Source organism: Pseudomonas sp. (assembly GCF_035554175.1).
Classification (GTDB): Bacteria; Pseudomonadota; Gammaproteobacteria; order Pseudomonadales; family Pseudomonadaceae; genus Aquipseudomonas.
Map to the genome: position 1 here is coordinate 384,539 of NZ_DATMIV010000019.1, position 17,028 is coordinate 401,566.

The 17,028-nt window shown below is 59.8% G+C and carries 15 protein-coding genes and 1 pseudogene; 7 read left to right on the forward strand and 9 right to left on the reverse strand.

The annotated features are described in order from the left end of the window. The first annotated feature begins 19 nt into the window (after nucleotides 1-19). On the forward strand, nucleotides 20-385 hold the full coding sequence (locus tag VNV36_RS09965; protein WP_325717617.1) for a DUF6124 family protein: 366 nt from the start codon (nucleotides 20-22) through the stop codon (nucleotides 383-385). A gap of 83 nt (nucleotides 386-468) precedes the next feature. Here VNV36_RS09965 and VNV36_RS09970 read toward each other — a convergent pair whose 3' ends face one another. Beyond that, nucleotides 469-870 carry a hypothetical protein gene (locus VNV36_RS09970; protein WP_325717618.1) on the reverse strand — a complete coding sequence of 134 codons (402 nt, stop codon included), beginning with the start codon at nucleotides 868-870 and terminating at the stop codon, nucleotides 469-471. Between the two features lie 297 nt (nucleotides 871-1,167). Here VNV36_RS09970 and VNV36_RS09975 point away from each other — a divergent pair, with 297 nt between their 5' ends. Further along, nucleotides 1,168-1,323, forward strand: a complete 156-nt coding sequence (locus tag VNV36_RS09975) for a hypothetical protein (protein WP_325717619.1) — start codon at nucleotides 1,168-1,170, stop codon at nucleotides 1,321-1,323. Nucleotides 1,324-1,472: 149 nt separating this feature from the next. Here the strand turns inward: VNV36_RS09975 and VNV36_RS09980 are convergent, their stop codons facing one another. After that, nucleotides 1,473-1,865 carry a hypothetical protein gene (locus VNV36_RS09980; protein WP_325717620.1) on the reverse strand — a complete coding sequence of 131 codons (393 nt, stop codon included), beginning with the start codon at nucleotides 1,863-1,865 and terminating at the stop codon, nucleotides 1,473-1,475. Here VNV36_RS09980 and VNV36_RS25775 point away from each other — a divergent pair. From VNV36_RS25775 to cmoB, 5 genes and pseudogenes are all read left to right on the forward strand, one after another. Continuing rightward, nucleotides 1,809-1,984 (forward strand): annotated as a pseudogene (locus VNV36_RS25775) (DUF6124 family protein); the annotation flags it as partial. The gene VNV36_RS09980 and the pseudogene VNV36_RS25775 sit on opposite strands and share 57 nt — an antisense overlap. Nucleotides 1,985-2,624: 640 nt before the next feature. Next, nucleotides 2,625-5,039: an endopeptidase La gene (lon, locus tag VNV36_RS09985; RefSeq protein ID WP_325717621.1), complete on the forward strand. Its 2,415-nt coding sequence runs from the start codon at nucleotides 2,625-2,627 to the stop codon at nucleotides 5,037-5,039. Between the two features lie 187 nt (nucleotides 5,040-5,226). Further along, nucleotides 5,227-5,619, forward strand: coding sequence for a protease inhibitor I42 family protein (locus tag VNV36_RS09990; RefSeq protein WP_325717622.1), 393 nt, complete (start codon nucleotides 5,227-5,229; stop codon nucleotides 5,617-5,619). A 208-nt stretch (nucleotides 5,620-5,827) separates the two neighbouring features. Then, complete coding sequence (gene cmoA / locus VNV36_RS09995) at nucleotides 5,828-6,571, forward strand: carboxy-S-adenosyl-L-methionine synthase CmoA (protein WP_325717623.1); 744 nt, start codon at nucleotides 5,828-5,830, stop codon at nucleotides 6,569-6,571. Further along, nucleotides 6,568-7,524 carry a tRNA 5-methoxyuridine(34)/uridine 5-oxyacetic acid(34) synthase CmoB gene (gene cmoB, locus VNV36_RS10000; protein WP_325717624.1) on the forward strand — a complete coding sequence of 319 codons (957 nt, stop codon included), beginning with the start codon at nucleotides 6,568-6,570 and terminating at the stop codon, nucleotides 7,522-7,524. The genes cmoA and cmoB overlap by 4 nt, the downstream gene beginning before the upstream one ends. A gap of 130 nt (nucleotides 7,525-7,654) precedes the next feature. Here the strand turns inward: cmoB and tadA are convergent, their stop codons facing one another. From tadA to treP, 7 genes are all read right to left on the reverse strand, one after another. Then, nucleotides 7,655-8,152: a tRNA adenosine(34) deaminase TadA gene (tadA, locus tag VNV36_RS10005; protein WP_325717625.1), complete on the reverse strand. Its 498-nt coding sequence runs from the start codon at nucleotides 8,150-8,152 to the stop codon at nucleotides 7,655-7,657. Continuing rightward, the gene (locus tag VNV36_RS10010; RefSeq protein WP_325717626.1) at nucleotides 8,152-9,528 is read right to left on the reverse strand and encodes a multicopper oxidase family protein; all 1,377 of its coding nucleotides are present in this window, start codon (nucleotides 9,526-9,528) and stop codon (nucleotides 8,152-8,154) included. The genes tadA and VNV36_RS10010 overlap by 1 nt, the downstream gene beginning before the upstream one ends. 113 nt (nucleotides 9,529-9,641) lie before the next feature. Then, nucleotides 9,642-9,938 (reverse strand): PTS sugar transporter subunit IIB, encoded by a 297-nt coding sequence (locus VNV36_RS10015; protein ID WP_325717627.1) that lies wholly within the window; start codon nucleotides 9,936-9,938, stop codon nucleotides 9,642-9,644. 2 nt (nucleotides 9,939-9,940) lie between these two features. Then, on the reverse strand, nucleotides 9,941-12,466 hold the full coding sequence (ptsP, locus tag VNV36_RS10020) for a phosphoenolpyruvate--protein phosphotransferase (protein WP_325717628.1): 2,526 nt from the start codon (nucleotides 12,464-12,466) through the stop codon (nucleotides 9,941-9,943). 50 nt (nucleotides 12,467-12,516) lie between these two features. Continuing rightward, nucleotides 12,517-13,740: a maltoporin gene (locus tag VNV36_RS10025; RefSeq protein ID WP_325717629.1), complete on the reverse strand. Its 1,224-nt coding sequence runs from the start codon at nucleotides 13,738-13,740 to the stop codon at nucleotides 12,517-12,519. 103 nt (nucleotides 13,741-13,843) lie between these two features. Next, a complete protein-coding gene (gene treC, locus VNV36_RS10030; RefSeq protein WP_325717630.1) occupies nucleotides 13,844-15,490 on the reverse strand; it encodes an alpha,alpha-phosphotrehalase in 1,647 nt (548 codons plus the stop codon). A gap of 21 nt (nucleotides 15,491-15,511) precedes the next feature. Beyond that, nucleotides 15,512-16,954 (reverse strand): PTS system trehalose-specific EIIBC component, encoded by a 1,443-nt coding sequence (gene treP, locus VNV36_RS10035; RefSeq protein WP_325717631.1) that lies wholly within the window; start codon nucleotides 16,952-16,954, stop codon nucleotides 15,512-15,514. Between the last annotated feature and the right edge of the window lie 74 nt (nucleotides 16,955-17,028).

The window sequence follows — 17,028 nt, forward strand, 5'->3', positions numbered from 1 at the left end:
CCCAACCTGAGGCGTCATTATGTTCAAACCAACACCCAATCCCCCCGAAACCGAAAACACTTCCCCGTACCAATCCCCCGACTCAAAAAAACTCCACCACGCCGCCGAGCGTGCGCTTGACCACTATCTGAAACCACCCGCCAGCGCCGACAAATCCCACCGACCCAGCACCATGTTCCAGGTCACCCCGGATCAGGACAACGAAAGCCTGCTGGCCCATGCCTGTGAATCCCTGGCGTCGGCGAGTGTGATGGCCAGTGACATCGCGGCGTACGTGGACAGTCCGCAACGGCATACCATTCTGGCGATTCAGCAGGTGATCATGCTGGCCGAGCTGGCGGTGAACCGGGTACTGGATAATCTGGAGATACCGGCGCAGGGTTGATTAAGGATTCGCAGAGCGCAGGAGAGCTCCCGTCAGTCCTCCTGCGCACGACCTCCTCACTAGCGAACGGGGAGGCATGTGCGTCATTCGTTACGCAGATCAAAGCTCCCCTCAATAGCGATGCTGCCGAAATCTACGTGCTTGACAACTACATCGAAAGACATCTTGTAAATTCGAGCCACCGTATCGAAATCAATAGTGAACGTCCCATCTTTGGCGACGGCTTTCTCAAGATCATGCCCTGATTGAGCGATATATAACAACTCATGGAACGTAGGTGGCTGGCCTGGATTGTTCTTAACATGGAAATAGAGGGTTCTGAAAACCTTCGGATCAGGATTTTCCTCTGTCCCGGCGCAGTGATAATACTCGCCATCGAAAAAAACACTGACCCTGCCCCTTTTCGCGTCGAAGTCAGGGCGTCCCTGGATCTTTGCAGTAAAATCACCAGTCGTGATGGATGTTACGGCTTTCTTGCCTGTCATAATGAAGCTCCATTGAAGCGTAAAGTGGAATGACAATAGTGCGGATGAGTTTTAAGGCATGTAACTGTCAGGTCTGACAGTTTTTTAGATCATTTCCGTTGCACGTTTATTCCAAAGGCTGCGCTTGCTGTTCGGAGTGCCAGCATCCTGATGGCACTCCGACTCCTATATAACTTCCACTAATAGTGCTTCATCGCCAAAGAGTATAAAAACCTGTCAGGTATGACAGTTCGCGGTTTTCCAACATCGCCCCCAGACTTCCTACTCCAACCAAAATCAGTGACAGGAAGCACTCCAATGATGAATCCAAAGGCATCCCCGGCAGTCTGGGTAAACGGAATTCTTAACGTTTATGTAAAAGGCACCATTGGCGGTACGCTGGTCGATCTGGGCAGCTTCACGACGACTGGCATTTCTGTGTCTTTCAACCCGCTGGGCGGACTTTCAATTTAAAAATGCTACCCAGTCGGGCACTGGCACACTGAATGCTGTGATTAAAAACAACGAAAATATCAGCGAATCCAAGGGAAACCCACTATATTCGCTACTGATGGAAAAGTAGTGGCCTTATATACAAAATACGAAAAACCCTTTTCCGTATTTCAGGATACAGTTGCAATTTGCAGCGGACATCGAAAAAGGGCGACATGAATTTCATCCGGGCAAACTTCCTCGCCCACCTTACTTCTCATGCACAGTAGGTGAACATACCAAAGGCTACGAGAGTAAAAAAGACGTGGGATTATCTTGAAGTAACAGCATTCGATATAAACAAAGGAACCTTCACGGCCGCGTTCAACTTCACCTTTACGGATTTCGATACCAAGCTCAGCCATGAAGTGGTCGGTAATATCGACGTTGCGGGCCTTGAACATCTTGAAACCAACGCGCTGGGTCATCTCCTGAAAACTCCCCGTCAGCCCTGAAAATCCCTCAATCCCAGTGCCATGTTCCAGATCCCCCCGGTTCAGGACAACGACAACCTGTTGGCCCATGCCTGTGAAGCCGTGTGTCGGCGATGGCCAGTGACATCGCGGCGTATGTGGACAGTCCGCAACGGCATGCCATTCTGGCGACTCACCAGGTGATCATGCTGGCAGAGCTGGCGGTGAACGGAGGCTTGATAGCTACGCCCCGCAGCCCCGACACACAGCTGAACCCGGGGGGAGCGAGCCTGCTCGCGAAAGTGTCAGCACATTCAGCAGTTATGGCGCCTGATACACCGCCTTCGCGAGCAGGCTTGCTCCCACACAAATCAAAAGATCGCAGCCTTCGGCAGCTCCTACACACAATGAACGCCAGCTCGAGTACCGCTTTTGATCTTGATCCACCCGCCCCGTCGGCAGGCTGAGCGGGGGGATTGATCCGGGGGTGGGAGCGCAGCGACCGTCTGGCGCAGCCAGACACAGCGAGTGTAGGTGCAGCGAAGCAAACCGGAGCCGCTGCGCCCGGATCGATCCCGCAGCGAAGGAACCCCGAGCTTTAGCGAGCGGGCCGAACGTTGGGGCAAGCCTTTTTGGGTACTTTTTCGGCGTTTGGAAAAAGTGCCTCGCCGTAAGGGCGAAACCGCCAGCCGCAACACCCGAACAAACGGATATTCACATAAAACCCCTAGAGCATGGCCGGCCCAAAGGCCGCCAAGGTCAAAAAACCTGTCCCCCCTCCGAACACACAAGCAGAAACACACCCGCCCCATTGAAACCACCCCACCCCTGCCCCATCTAAGAGCCCATACCCCATTGCGCAGGTGCCCCATGACCGACCAGCAAGATCGCCCGGACAATCACGACGACTACGAAACCGACCACATCGAACACACCTCCTCCGGCACCGGCCTGGCGCTGCCCGGGCAGAACCTGCCGGACAAGGTCTACATCATCCCGATCCACAATCGTCCGTTCTTCCCGGCCCAGGTCCTGCCGGTCATCGTCAACGAAGAACCGTGGGCCGAAACCCTTGAGCTGGTCAGCAAATCCGAACATCACTCCCTGGCGCTGTTCTTCATGGACACGCCCCAGGAAGACCCGCGCCATTTCAACACCGGCGCCCTCCCCGAATACGGCACGCTGGTCAAGGTCCACCACGCCAGCCGCGAGAACGGCAAACTGCAATTCGTCGCCCAGGGCCTGAGCCGCGTGCGCATCAAGACCTGGCTCAAGCACCACCGCCCGCCGTATCTGGTCGAGGTCGAATACCCGCATCAACCCACCGAGCCAACCGACGAGGTCAAGGCCTACGGCATGGCGCTGATCAACGCGATCAAGGAACTGCTGCCGCTCAATCCGCTGTACAGCGAAGAACTGAAGAACTATCTCAACCGCTTCAGCCCCAACGACCCGTCGCCGCTGACCGACTTCGCCGCCGCCCTCACTTCGGCGACAGGCAGTGAACTGCAAGAAGTGCTCGACTGCGTGCCGATGCTCAAGCGCATGGAAAAAGTCCTGCCGATGCTGCGCAAGGAAGTCGAAGTCGCGCGTCTGCAAAAAGAGATCTCCGCAGAGGTCAACCGCAAGATCGGCGAGCATCAGCGCGAGTTCTTCCTCAAGGAACAACTCAAGGTCATCCAGCAGGAACTCGGCCTGACCAAGGACGACCGCAGCGCCGACCTTGAACAGTTCCAACAGCGCCTGGAAGGCAAAGTCCTGCCGGCGCAAGTGAAGAAACGCCTTGAAGAAGAAACCCACAAGCTGTCGATCCTCGAAACCGGCTCACCGGAATACGCGGTGACTCGCAATTATCTGGACTGGGCAACGTCGGTGCCGTGGGGCGTGTACGGCGAGGACAAGCTCGACCTCAAGCACGCGCGCAAAATCCTCGACAAGCACCATGCGGGCCTGGACGACATCAAGGATCGCATCCTCGAATTCCTTGCCGTCGGTGCCTACAAAGGCGAAATCAGCGGCTCGATCGTGCTGCTGGTCGGCCCGCCGGGCGTGGGGAAAACCAGTGTCGGCAAATCCATCGCTGAATCCCTCGGTCGGCCGTTCTACCGCTTCAGCGTCGGCGGCATGCGCGACGAGGCCGAGATCAAGGGCCACCGTCGCACCTACATCGGCGCACAACCGGGCAAACTGGTGCAGGCGTTGAAAGACGTCGAAGTGATGAACCCGGTGATCATGCTCGACGAGATCGACAAGATGGGCCAGAGCTACCAGGGCGACCCGGCCTCGGCGCTGCTGGAAACCCTCGACCCGGAACAGAACGTCGAATTCCTCGACCACTACCTCGACCTGCGCATGGATCTGTCGAAAGTCCTGTTCGTCTGCACCGCCAACACCCTCGACTCGATCCCCGGCCCGTTGCTCGACCGCATGGAAGTGATTCGCCTGTCGGGCTATATCACCGAAGAAAAGGTCGCCATCGCCAAGCGTCACCTGTGGCCAAAGCTGCTTGAGAAGGCCGGCGTGTCCAAAGGCAGCCTGAGCATCAGCGATACCGCACTCAAAGCCTTGATCGACGGTTACGCCCGAGAGGCCGGCGTGCGCCAGCTGGAAAAACAAATGGGCAAACTGGTGCGCAAAGCGGTGATGAAACTGATCGACGATCCGAAAGCGGTGATCAAACTCGGGCCGAAAGATCTGGAGGCCTCGCTTGGTCATCCGGTGTTCCGCAATGAGCAGGTGCTGTCCGGCACCGGCGTGATTACCGGTCTGGCGTGGACGAGCATGGGCGGCGCTACGTTGCCGATCGAAGCCACGCGAATTCACACGCTCAACCGTGGGTTCAAACTCACCGGACAACTGGGCGATGTGATGAAGGAATCGGCGGAGATCGCCTACAGCTACGTGAGCTCGCACCTCAAGCAGTTCGGCGGCGATGCGAAGTTCTTCGATGAAGCCTTCGTCCACCTGCACGTACCGGAAGGCGCCACACCGAAGGACGGCCCGAGTGCCGGCGTGACCATGGCCAGCGCCCTGCTCTCGCTCGCACGCAATCAACCGCCGAAGAAAGGCGTGGCGATGACCGGCGAATTGACCCTGACCGGGCACGTACTGCCGATCGGCGGCGTGCGCGAGAAAGTGATTGCAGCGCGGCGGCAGAAGATTTTCGAGCTGATTCTGCCGGAGCCGAACCGGGGCAACTTCGAGGAATTGCCGGATTATCTGAAGGAAGGCATTACCGTGCATTTCGCCAAGCGGTTTGCCGATGTGGCGAAGGTGTTGTTCTGACAGGTTTGTAGCACCTCATATACCGCTATCGCGAGCAGGCTCACTCCTACAATGGAACGCGTTCCCCCTGTAGGAGTGAGCCTGCTCGCGATGGCGCCAGTGGGGCCAACGCGGCACCCGCCTGTCACACTTTGTCTCATCTTCAGTTATGCTCGCCGTTCGTCGTAACCGCCGGAGCTGCTGCCCCATGACCCCCACTCGCCTGTTTCTCCCCCTCGCCCTGTCCTTGCTGGCCGCTTGCGCCACGCAACCGAAGCACAACGTGACCGTGGAAAAACAAAGCGAATGCCCCGTACGCCTCACCAACGGGCAAAACCTGATTGTGATGCTGCCAAGCAACCCGACCACGGGTTATCGCTGGGCAATCCAGGATTCCGCTGGCGGCGTATTGCGCGCGCTGAGTCCGGAGGTTTACAGCAATCCGGAAGACGCAGGGGTCGTCGGTGCGGCGGGCATTTCGACCTGGCGTTTCCAGGCCTTTGCCACCGGCACCGGCCGTCTGCGCCTGACTTCGCAACAACCCTGGGCACCGGAAGTGCTGCCAGTGGAAACCTTTGACTGCGCCATTTCGGTGAACTGACTTCGGGAAACCGCGCTGGCTTCTTCGCGAGCAGGCTCGCTCCCACAGATCACCGCGCGCCCCTGTGGGAGCGAGCCTGCTCGCGAAAGCCATATCCCTGACAACGAGGCACAACACGCCCGCCGGTGCTTTATCAGACAACCCAAGCATCCCCGCGCCACTTTGGCTAAAATGCCGGCCCTTTCCACCGATACCGCCGGACGCCGCCGTGAGCAGAGAACCCGACCGCCTATTCGCCCAGCCCTTGGCCCAGGTGCCTGACTTCGCTTTCAACGAAGACGTGGTGCGGGTGTTCCCGGACATGATCAAGCGCTCGGTGCCGGGTTATCCGACCATCGTCGAAAACCTCGGCGTGCTCGCGGCGCAATTTGCTCAGCCAGACAGCGTGCTCTATGACCTCGGCTCATCGCTGGGGGCAGTTACTCAAGCCTTGCGCCGGCATGTGCGCACCGACGGGTGCCGAGTGATTGCTGTGGATAACTCGGCGGCGATGGTTGAGCGCTGCCGTGAATACCTTAACGGTCAGGATTCGATGTTTCAGGAGTTGTTGCCGGTCGAGGTGATCGAAGGCGACATCCTCGCCCTCGACTTTCAGCCTGCCTCGGTGGTGGCGCTGAACTTCACCCTGCAATTCATCGCCCCCGATCAGCGTACCGCGTTGCTCTCGCGTATTCGCCAATCGCTGTTGCCCGGCGGCGCACTGATTCTCTCGGAGAAACTGCGCTTCAACGACGCCGAAGAACACGCTTTGCTCACCGATCTGCACGTGGCCTTCAAACGCGCCAACGGCTACAGCGAACTGGAAATCGCCCAGAAGCGCAGCGCCATCGAAAACGTCATGAAGCCCGACAGCCTCGAAGAACACCGCGAACGCCTGCTCGCCGCCGGGTTCTCGAAAGTCGTGCCGTGGTTCCAGTGTCTTAACTTTGCCTCGTTGATTGCCTTGCCATGATTGATCTGTCCCCCCTCGCCCGCCGTCTGGCCGGTACACCGCTGGCCGACTGGGCCAACACCCTGCAAGCGCAACTCGACAGGAAAATGGAAAAAGGTCACGGCGATCTTGAGCGCTGGCAGAGTGCGCTGGACGCCTTGCCGAAGATTCAGCCAAAGGAAGTCGACTTGCTCAACGGCCTGAAACTCGACACCGATTGCGACGATGAAACTCGTGCGCAGATGCGCACCGCGCTGATGGGCCTGTCGCCGTGGCGCAAAGGGCCGTTCGATCTGTTTGGCGTGCATGTCGATACCGAGTGGCGCTCGGACTGGAAGTGGTCGCGCGTCGCCCCGCATCTGGATCTGAAAGGCAAACGCATTCTCGATGTCGGTTGCGGCAACGGTTACTACATGTGGCGCATGCTCGGCGCCGGTGCCGACAGCGTGATCGGGGTAGACCCGAACTGGCTGTTCTTCTGCCAGTTCCAGGCCGTGCAGCGTTACTTGTCCGAGCCGAATGCCTGGCACCTGCCGTTCCCGTTTGAAGACTTGCCGCCCAATCTGGAAGGTTTCGATACGGTGTTTTCCATGGGCGTGTTCTACCACCGCCGCTCGCCGATCGAGCATTTGCTGGCGCTGAAGGATTGCCTGGTCAAGGGCGGCGAACTGGTGCTGGAAACGCTGGTGGTCGAGGGTGACAAGCATCAGGTGCTGGTGCCGGAAGATCGCTACGCACAGATGCGCAACGTGTGGTTCCTGCCCTCGGTGCCGGCGCTGGAGTTGTGGCTGCGGCGAGCCGGGTTTACAGATATCCGTTGCGTTGATGTCAGCACCACGACCGTCGAGGAACAGCGCGGGACGGAGTGGATGAAGTATCAGTCGTTGAGCGATTTCCTTGATCCCGAGGATCACAGCAAAACCATCGAAGGGCTGCCGGCGCCGATGCGGGCGGTGATTGTCGCCAAGAAATAACCCGATCTCCGGAATAACGGAGATCCCCTGTGGGAGCGAGATTGCTCGCGAAAGCGGTGAACCAGGCACCATTCATTTTGAATGTACCGACGCCTTCGCGAGCAAGCTCACTCCCACATTGAATCCGTGTTTATTCAGCGGATTTGGTGCGCCGTGCCCGGAAAAACTCGGTCAACACCGCGCCACATTCTTCAGCCAGTACCCCGCCTTCATACAGCACCCGGTGGTTCAAAAAGCCCTGGGTGAAAAACTGCCCCTGACTCTGCACAATCCCGGCCTTGGGCTCCAGCGCGCCATAAACCACCCGCGCAATGCGCGAATGCACGATCAGCCCGGCGCACATGCTGCACGGTTCCAGCGTCACATACAGCGTACTGCCCGGCAGGCGATAGTTATCCACAGCCTGCGCGGCGGCGCGGATCGCGACCATTTCGGCGTGGGCACTCGGGTCGCTGGTGCTGATCGGGCAGTTGAAGCCGCGACCGATGATCGCGCCATCCTGCACCAGCACCGCGCCCACCGGCACTTCGCCGAGGGCCGCACCTTGCGCGGCGAGGGTCAGGGCTTCGCGCATGAAGTCGCGATCGCGGCTGCGGTCGATGATCGCCATCGGGCGAACCTGGCGCATCACTTCACCTCGATTGCGGCCATCAGGCCGGTTTCCATGTGGTCGATGACATGGCAGTGGAACATCCATACCCCCGGGTTATCCGCCACCAGCGCCACTTGCGCGCGCTCGTTCTTGCCCAGCAGATAGGTGTCGGTGAAATACGGAACGACCTTGTGCCGGTTCGACGCGATCACCTTGAAACTCATGCCGTGCAGGTGAATCGGGTGCTGGTACTGGGTCATGTTCTTCAGTTCGAAAATATAGCTCTGGCCAAGCTTCAGGCTGGCGATCGGGCGATCGGCGCAGGTCTTGTCGGTGATGTCCCAGGCCTTGCCGTTGATCTGCCACAGGCTCGGCGGCTTGCCGTTATCGGTATTCACCGAGACGGAACCGACCCACTCGAAATTGAAGTTGAGTTTTTCGGCATTGGCCAGATTTGGCTCGGCCACCGGGTTGGCCGGCAGGGCTTTGGGCCAGTCTGTCGGCGCGTCGGTATTGGCCACCGAACGCAGGGTGCCCAGGCGCACCGGGCCGTTGCGCAGCGAAAACTCTTCACCGGCCGCCGGCGCCTTGATCGCCAGGCAAATGCGCATGCCGGGGCCGAGCCAGTATTCCTTGCCCAACGGGCGAGGCTCGACCGGATTGCCATCCAGCGCGTAGATCTTCGCTTCGACGCCGGGAATGTTGATGCGATAGGTCAGGGTGTTGTCGAGGTTGAGCAAGCGCACCCGAGTGATCTGCCCGGCCGGAAGATCGATCACCGGCAACGGCACGCCATTGATCGTCGACAGGCGCCCTGCCGTGCCGCCCCGTGCCGCTTCGCGGGGGATGCTGAATTCAACGAACTGGCCCTGCTCATCGACATGCCAGTTCTTCAGGCTCAAGGTTTTCTCGTATTTGAAACCGGTGGGCTCTCGCTCTTCGATGATCAGCGGCCCGACCAGCCCGCGACCCAGTTCCTCGCTGCTGCTGACGTGCGGGTGATACCAGTAACTGCCGGCGTCCGGAACCCGAAATTTGTAATCGAAGTACTCGCCCGGCAGCACCGGCAACTGAGACACGTAGGGCACGCCGTCCATCTCCAGTGGCAGACGAATGCCGTGCCAGTGAATAGTGGTCGCCACCGGCAGATGGTTGATGAAGCGCACCCTCAGCCATTCGCCCTGACGCACGCGCAACTCGGTGCCCGGCGCCGACGATCCGAATGCCCAGGCTTCGATCTTGTGCCCCGGCACCAGCTCGACGTCGAGCGGCGCGGCGATCAGTTCATAGTCGTGGCCGGCCTCGGCGTCGGCCATCTTGCCCAGCCAGTAACGCGACGCGCCTCCGGCGCCCACGCCAACGACAACAAGACCGGCCAGGCCACCGAGGATTTGGCGACGGGTAAAGGACATGAACTCAACTACCTCACGTATCAGCGACAGATCCCGAGGGATCCGCAAAAAGGCGAATACGATACACCCGCAGTTGAGAAACAGTAAGGGCGACCTACGGCCGCACGTCCTGTTCAGCCTTGCGCGTGCAGCCCGGTAATCAGGTGCAGCACGTCGCCTTCCAGCGCCATCACGCCCACGACACCGGCATCAGTCAACGCCTGACGATCAATGCGCGACGCATCATGCAACGCCACGCGCACTCGCGTCAGCGCTACCGGTTGCTGCGCCTTGAGGTTATCCACACCGCCGAGCGCCGCGACGATTTCCGCGCTCAAGTGTTCACCTGGCTCAGCGGGTGCTTTCAGCTCCTCCGGGAGCAGATCCGGCGTCAGCGCTTTCCAGAAGGCCTGCTGCAATTTGTCGAGCATTTTCAGTTCTCCATGACCGGCGAGGCATCGAGTTTCGCCTCATAAAATCGCTGCAAGGTTGCGCGCACATCAGCGGCGCTTTCGAGGTTTGCAACCTGCTCGGCGATGATCCGACAATCGCTCAGACTCACTTCACGCACCGCCGACTTGATCGCCGGAATCAAAGGCACGCTCACCGACAACTCGTCCACGCCCAGCCCCAGCAACAACGGCACCGCCAGGCGCTCGGAGGCCATCGCGCCACAGACGCCAACCCATTTGCCGTGCGCATGCGCAGCCTGCACCGTCATGGCAATCAGGCGCAGCACCGACGGATGAAAGCTGTCTGCCTGACTGGCCAGCCGTGGGTGATCGCGGTCCATGGCCAACGTGTATTGGGTCAGGTCGTTGGTGCCGATGGAGAAAAAATCCACGTGTGGCGCCAGTACGTCGGCCATCAGCGCGGCGGCGGGCACTTCGATCATGATCCCCAGCTTCGGCATGTGCGCCAGGCCCACCCCCCGGGTTTCCTGTTCGAGGATCTGTCGCGCCAGCCGCAGCTCGGCAAGACTGGTGACCATCGGCAACATGATGTGCAAACGCGTCAGCTCACTGCAGGCCAGGATGGCGCGCAATTGCTCGCGCAACAATTGCGGTCGCTCCAGGCACAGGCGAATGCCGCGCAAACCGAGAAAAGGATTGGTCTCGCTGTCCATCGGCACATAGGCCAGCGGCTTGTCGCCACCGACATCGAGGGTGCGCACCACCAGATTGTGCGCCGGCCCGACACTGCGGGCGATAGCGCTATAGGTAGACACTTGTTCGTCATGGCTCGGCGCTTGATGGCGGCCCAGGTAGAGGAACTCCGAACGCAGCAGGCCGACGCCATTCGCGCCCAGTTCCATCGCCTGCGCGGTTTCGCTGTGCGACGCCACGTTGGCGGTGATCTCGATGTGCTGGCCATCACGGGTGCAGGCCGCCTGAGCAGCGTGCGCCAGCTCATGCTGATGACGTTGGCGCTGTCGCTCATGCCGCGCGCGCAATTGATCGATGGACTGTGCATCCGGGTACAACTGCAGCTCACCCTTGTCGGCATCGAGCAGCACTTGAGTGCCGTTGTCCAGCGTCAGCATTTGCATCGGCATGCCGCAGATCGCCGGTAAACCACAGGCCCGCGCGAGGATGGCGACATGGCTGGTGGCACCGCCGCCGACCGTGGCGAACCCCAGCACTTTGCGCGTATCGAGCCCGGCCGTCTGTGAAGGCGTCAACTGCTCGGCGATGAGGATGGTGTCGTCCGGCAGCTCCAGCGCCTGTTCCTGCACCCCCAGAATCAGCTTCAGCACCCGATGACCGACATCAGCCAGATCCGCCGCGCGCTCGGCCAGCAGTGCGTTGCCCAGCGAGCGAAACATCGCCGCCGTGGCTTCAGTGGTGGTCTTCCAGGCAAACGCCGCGCTTTTGCCCTCATCGATCAACGCCCGGGCCTGATCCAGCAGGCTCGGGTCAGCGAGCAGTTCCTGATGTGCCTTGAAGATCTCCGCCCGGGCCTGACCGCTGGCGGTATCGCGCAGATGCTGCAAAGCCATATCGGCTTCGATCAGGGCATGCGTCAGCGACTCAAGCTCGATGGGCGGCGCGGCGCCGAACTCGTTGACCATGAGCGAAGGTTCAACAATGTGCATCACTCGGCCCAGTGCCGAACCGGGCGAGGCGCAGACCCCGCGCAGAATGTTCGGCATGTCTGCGGCAACTTCGACCGGCGCGGGCGCTGTCACGGCTTCACCGCAGCCTTCGCTCAGCAACCGGGTCAGTGCCTGGACGGCGGCTTCGGCATCTTCACCTTCGGCGCTGACTTGCACGCTGTCGCCATGGGCCGTCTGCAACGCCATGATCGCCACTAATGACTTGGCATTGGCTTGCGCCTGCAGCCTGTGCAGATGAATCGTTGCCGAAAACGCCTTGGCTGCCTGGGCAAAGACCGCCGCCGGCCGCGCGTGCAGGCCATTGGGATTGAGCAGCTCGATCGGTTGCGAGAACACGGCATCGCCTTGCGTTGTCGCTGTTATTTCGCCTGCCGCGGCGCCTACGACGACATCCAGCACTGGTTGGCCGGCCTCAAGCAATCCCGTCGCCGCGACCAGAGATTTGAACGGCTCGCCACTGACCACCAGCATCAAGGTCAGCAGACTGCGCGCGTGTAAAGCGATGTAATCGGCATCGAAGTCGATCAGCGCTTGACCGGCCTCTACCCGCTGGCCCGCTTCGACGCGTGGGGTGAATCCCGTGCCTGCCAGATTCACCGTGTCCAGACCGATATGCATCAGCACCTGCACACCGGTGTCGCTGGTGACGGTGACGGCGTGTCCGCTGGCCTGCACGTCGCTGACCACACCGGCCAGCGGTGCGCAGAGCGTTGCTGAAGTCGGGTCGATGCACACGCCATCGCCGATGACCCGACCGGCAAACACCGGGTCGGGTACTTGGTCGAGCGCCATCAGAACGCCGGACAACGGTGCCAGCAGCTGCAATTGTTGGGGAGTGTCCATGACATCACCTGCGGTTGTATTTTTTGTAAGGGCGGTAACACCCGCCTCGCTTATTTCCACCAGTATTCGACCTGCAACCCGACATTGGCCCCGTGCCGTGCGCGACCAAAAGCGCCGCTATCAGAGAGTGCCGAGCCATTGGCCAACAGATTGGCTGCGCGTTTCGCCGCCTGGTTCCAACTGGCATAGGTGTAATACAAGCGCACCTCGGGACGCGCCCAGAATTCCGGGCCTTTGGGCGACCAGGTTGGTGCGAAGGTGAACTTGCTGAGTTTGCGCGTGCCGTCCGCTGCCTCGACCTGATCGTGACCGAGTTCGGTGACCAGTTTGAACTGTTCGCTGATCGCGTAGGCGGGCCGCACACCCAGCGACAGCCAGTTCTGGTCGGCACCGCCTCGGCGAATATCTTTCTGATAAACAGCCTGAAATTGTCCGCCGAAACGCGGAGTCAGCTGCCAGTCGAAGAACTCGACGATTCGATAGCTTTTGTTGCGGTCGTCGAGCCTGACGTCACCGGTATAACCCAATCCGGTGCCCGGCCCTTCGCCATATTGCAGCGCCAGTTTGTTCTTGCCGCCGAAGAAATCCTGCTGCACATGCTGCGTGGTGATCGCCCAGCCACGGTGGGCATCGCGGCTGTCGGGCTTGTCGATGTAGCTCAGGCCGAACTCCAGCTCGCCGCCGGGGTTGCTGTTGAAACCGCCGACATTGAAGTCGTGGCGGTTGATGTAGTCCTTTTGATAGAGGTTGTCCTTGCGCGAGAAGGCGTAGCTGTATTTCAGACCACCGATCAACACGTCTTCGACGCCGCCGCCGGTGGCACTCTGGTTCCAGTAATAGAAATCGGAAATATGAATGTCGTTACGTTTGTAGTAGCGCCGCCCTGCCCACAGCGACCCGCCATTGAGCGCGGGCATCGCCGACCATTGCGCGTAGGCCTGCGGCAAGCGAATCGAGCCGTTGCCTTCCTTGAAGGTCAGGCTGCGGTCGTAGCGGTTATACAGCGAGGCCATGCCGTCGATACTCAACACCGAGCCGTCGTCGAGGGTGTACAGATCCTGACGCAGTTCGAGTTCACCGTACTGCTCGCATTCATTGCCGAGGCGATATTTGGTCTGCGCACCGGGCAACTGGAAGCACGACTGGCCGCTGCTGTTGAGCGAGGTGCCGACACCGCTGCGCAGATAGCCGCCAAACTCCAGTGCATGCGAAGCCGTAGGCATTGCCAGGCAAAAACCTGCGACTGCCAGGCTGAGATTCATTGTTGTTTTCATAAGCCACCCATTGTTTTTATTGTGGGGTTGCAGAAATTCAGCGCGCACAAATCCCCCGCGCAGCGTTCTGCGTGTTTTTCAAAAGCTGTTTTTCAGGGATTGATCAGGGATCGGTCAGGTGCAGGACGAACGATTCGTAAGGTCGCAAATGCACGTGCCGCGTGCGGGTCGAACAGTCCGGGTAGTTGCTGATCAACAGCCGCTGCTGTTGCGTTTCGTCGATCACCGGCGGTAACTCGACGTCACACGCAGTGCCATAGAAATTGCTCACCACCAACAAGCGTTCACCCGCCCCTTCACGCAGGTAAACCCAGACTTGCGGATGTTCAGGCAGCAACTGGCGATAAATGCCATCCGAGATCAGCGCTTCGCTGCGGCGCAAGGCGATCAGGCGTCGATAGTGATGCAGTACCGATTGCGGATCGTGGAGCTGCTGCGCGACGTTGATCTGCGCGGCATTGGCCGGGACGCCGATCCACGGTTCGCCGCGACTGAACCCGGCATTGTGCCCGGCGTGCCAGTGCATCGGCGTGCGCCCGTTGTCGCGGGACTTCTGCATGATCGCCGCCATGTTCTCGCGGTCGCTCGCGCCCGCTTCGCGCTTGAGCCGAAAGATGTTCAGGGTCTCGACATCGCGGTACTGCTCGATACTCTCGAAACCCGGATTGGTCATGCCCAGTTCTTCGCCCTGATACACAAACGGCGTGCCCTGCAGGAAGTGCAGCGCCGTGCCGAGCATCTTCGCCGACAGCTCGCGGTATTCGCCGTCATTGCCGAACCGCGAGACCACTCGCGGCTGATCGTGGTTACACCAGAACAGCGCATTCCAGCCACCACCGGCCTGCATGCCGGTCTGCCAGTCGGACAGAATCTGCTTGAGCTGGAGGAAATCGAAATCGGCACGCACCCACTTCTGCAGGTTCGGGTAATCGACCTTCAGGTGATGAAAGTTGAAGGTCATCGACAGCTCTTTCGACTGCGGCCTGGAATAGCGAATACAGTGCTCGAGACGGGTCGATGACATTTCACCGACGTTGATCAGCTCATGCCCTTCGAAAACTTCGCGGTGCATCTCTTGCAAGTACGCATGCACGTTCGGCCCGTCGGTGTAGAAACGCCGTCCGTCACTGTCGTCTTCGGGAAAGTCCGCCGGTTTGGAGATCAGGTTGATCACGTCCAGCCGAAAACCACCTACGCCCTTGTCGCGCCAGAAGCGCATCATTTTGAACACTTCATCCCTGACCTTGGGGTTGTCCCAATTGAGGTCAGCCTGAGTATGGTCGAACAGGTGCAGATAATACTGGCCAGTCTGCGCCTCGTACTCCCAGGCCGATCCGCCGAACTTGGATTCCCAGTTGTTCGGCTGGTCGCGCCAGATATAGAAGTCACGGTAAGGGTTGTCGAGGCTGCTGCGCGCCTGCTGGAACCAGGCGTGCTCGATCGAAGTGTGGTTGACCACGATGTCGAGCATCAGCTTGATCCCGCGCTTGCCCGCTTCGGCAATCAGCAGTTCACAGTCGGCCATGCTGCCGTAGCTCGGATCGACCGCGTAGTAGTCGCTGATGTCGTAGCCGTTGTCGCGTTGCGGCGAGCGCAGAAAAGGCGTGATCCACAGATAATCGACCCCCAGCCATTGCAGGTAATCGAGCTTGGCGACAATGCCGAGCAGATCCCCGGTGGCGTTGCCGGCATGGCTGTGAAAGCTCTTCGGGTAGATCTGGTAGATCACCGAACGTTGCCAGTCTTGCATGGCACGACTCCTTTATTGATTTCAGGCGACCCGGTAACCCGGCCGGACAATCTTCATGCTCAGCACACAGGTCAGGGCAAACGGAACAAGCATGGCGATCAGCATCCCGATCACGAACATCGGGATGAACTGCGGCATGATCGAAATGAAACCGGGCAGGCCGCCGACACCGATAGCCGAAGCCTGGATCTTGTTCAGCGAGAGAAACATGCAGCCCAGCGCCGAGCCGGTCAGCGCGGCATAAAACGGAAACTTGTAGCGCAGGTTGACGCCGAACATCGCCGGCTCGGTGATACCGAAATAGGCGGAAATTGCCGAGGTCGAGGCCATGCTCTTGTCCCGCGCATTGCGCGTCATCCAGAACACCGCCAATGCAGCACTGCCCTGCGCGAGATTGGACATGACGATCATCGGCCAGATAAAAGTGCCGCCCTGGCTCGAGATCAATTGCAGATCCACCGCAAGGAACATGTGGTGCATTCCGGTGATCACCAGGGGCGCATACAGCAGACCGAAAATCGCACCGCCCACCAGCGGAGCCAGGTCAAACAGCATCACCAGACCTTCGGTGATGTAGATGCCGAGATGACGGGTCACCGGGCCGATAATCGCCAGCGCCAGCACGCCGGTCAGCACGATGGTGGTGATTGGCACCACCAGCAACTGCACGGCGTTGGGCACTCGCGCCCGCAACCATTTCTCGATGACGCTCATCACATAGGCTGCCAGCAGGATCGGCAGGATCTGGCCCTGGTATCCGACCTTTTCCACCTGGAACAGGCCGAGGATGTCGAAGTACGGCAGCTGCTGCCCGTCCAGCCCGGCGACGGCCTTGCCGTAATTCCAGGCATTGAGCAGATCCGGATGCACCAGCATCAGGCCGAGGACGATGCCGAGGATCTCGCTGCCACCGAAACGCTTGGCCGCTGACCAGCCCACCAGCGCCGGCAGAAACACGAACGAGGTGTTGGCCATCAGGTTGATCAGGCTCCACAGGCCGTCGAGGTTCGGATAGGCATCGAGCAGGGTCTGGCCCTCGATGAACATGCCCTTGGCCCCGAGCAGGTTGTTGATACCCATCAACAGGCCGGCAATGATCAGCGCGGGCAGGATCGGCATGAACACATCGGAAAACACCCGAACCAGACGCTGCATGGTGTTTATCTTTTCCGCGCTTTTCTGTTTAACGTCGGCGATGGTCGATGCCGCAAGACCGGTCTGCCGGCGCAATTCGGCGTAGACCTTTTCAACATCGCCGGGGCCAATCACCACCTGATACAACCCGCCGGTGAAGAACGAACCCTTGACCAGATCGACCCCATTGAGCGCGGCAACGTTGACCCGCGCGGGATTGTTCAGCGCCAGGCGCAAGCGCGTCACGCAATGCGCGGCCTGCTCAATATTGTCGCTGCCCCCAAGGCTTTCCAGCAGCTCACGGGCAATGTTCGGATAGTCATGGCTCATGCTTGTTCTTCCATCGTGGATTGTTGTTATTGGCAGCACGCCGAGAGGAAAAATACTCGTCTGTACGAGTTAAT

What these genes read in the sequence shown, in the direction of transcription:
- treC (WP_325717630.1), bottom strand. Translation starts at nt 15,490, where the DNA reads ATGCAAGACTGGCAACGTTCGGTGATCTACCAGATCTACCCGAAGAGC.
- VNV36_RS09975 (WP_325717619.1), top strand. Translation starts at nt 1,168, where the DNA reads ATGATGAATCCAAAGGCATCCCCGGCAGTCTGGGTAAACGGAATTCTT.
- VNV36_RS10015 (WP_325717627.1), bottom strand. Translation starts at nt 9,938, where the DNA reads ATGCTCGACAAATTGCAGCAGGCCTTCTGGAAAGCGCTGACGCCGGAT.
- ptsP (WP_325717628.1), bottom strand. Translation starts at nt 12,466, where the DNA reads ATGGACACTCCCCAACAATTGCAGCTGCTGGCACCGTTGTCCGGCGTT.
- VNV36_RS09990 (WP_325717622.1), top strand. Translation starts at nt 5,227, where the DNA reads ATGACCCCCACTCGCCTGTTTCTCCCCCTCGCCCTGTCCTTGCTGGCC.
- VNV36_RS10010 (WP_325717626.1), bottom strand. Translation starts at nt 9,528, where the DNA reads ATGTCCTTTACCCGTCGCCAAATCCTCGGTGGCCTGGCCGGTCTTGTT.
- VNV36_RS09970 (WP_325717618.1), bottom strand. Translation starts at nt 870, where the DNA reads ATGACAGGCAAGAAAGCCGTAACATCCATCACGACTGGTGATTTTACT.
- VNV36_RS09965 (WP_325717617.1), top strand. Translation starts at nt 20, where the DNA reads ATGTTCAAACCAACACCCAATCCCCCCGAAACCGAAAACACTTCCCCG.
- treP (WP_325717631.1), bottom strand. Translation starts at nt 16,954, where the DNA reads ATGAGCCATGACTATCCGAACATTGCCCGTGAGCTGCTGGAAAGCCTT.
- tadA (WP_325717625.1), bottom strand. Translation starts at nt 8,152, where the DNA reads ATGCGCCAGGTTCGCCCGATGGCGATCATCGACCGCAGCCGCGATCGC.
- lon (WP_325717621.1), top strand. Translation starts at nt 2,625, where the DNA reads ATGACCGACCAGCAAGATCGCCCGGACAATCACGACGACTACGAAACC.
- VNV36_RS09980 (WP_325717620.1), bottom strand. Translation starts at nt 1,865, where the DNA reads ATGGGCCAACAGGTTGTCGTTGTCCTGAACCGGGGGGATCTGGAACAT.
- cmoB (WP_325717624.1), top strand. Translation starts at nt 6,568, where the DNA reads ATGATTGATCTGTCCCCCCTCGCCCGCCGTCTGGCCGGTACACCGCTG.
- VNV36_RS10025 (WP_325717629.1), bottom strand. Translation starts at nt 13,740, where the DNA reads ATGAAAACAACAATGAATCTCAGCCTGGCAGTCGCAGGTTTTTGCCTG.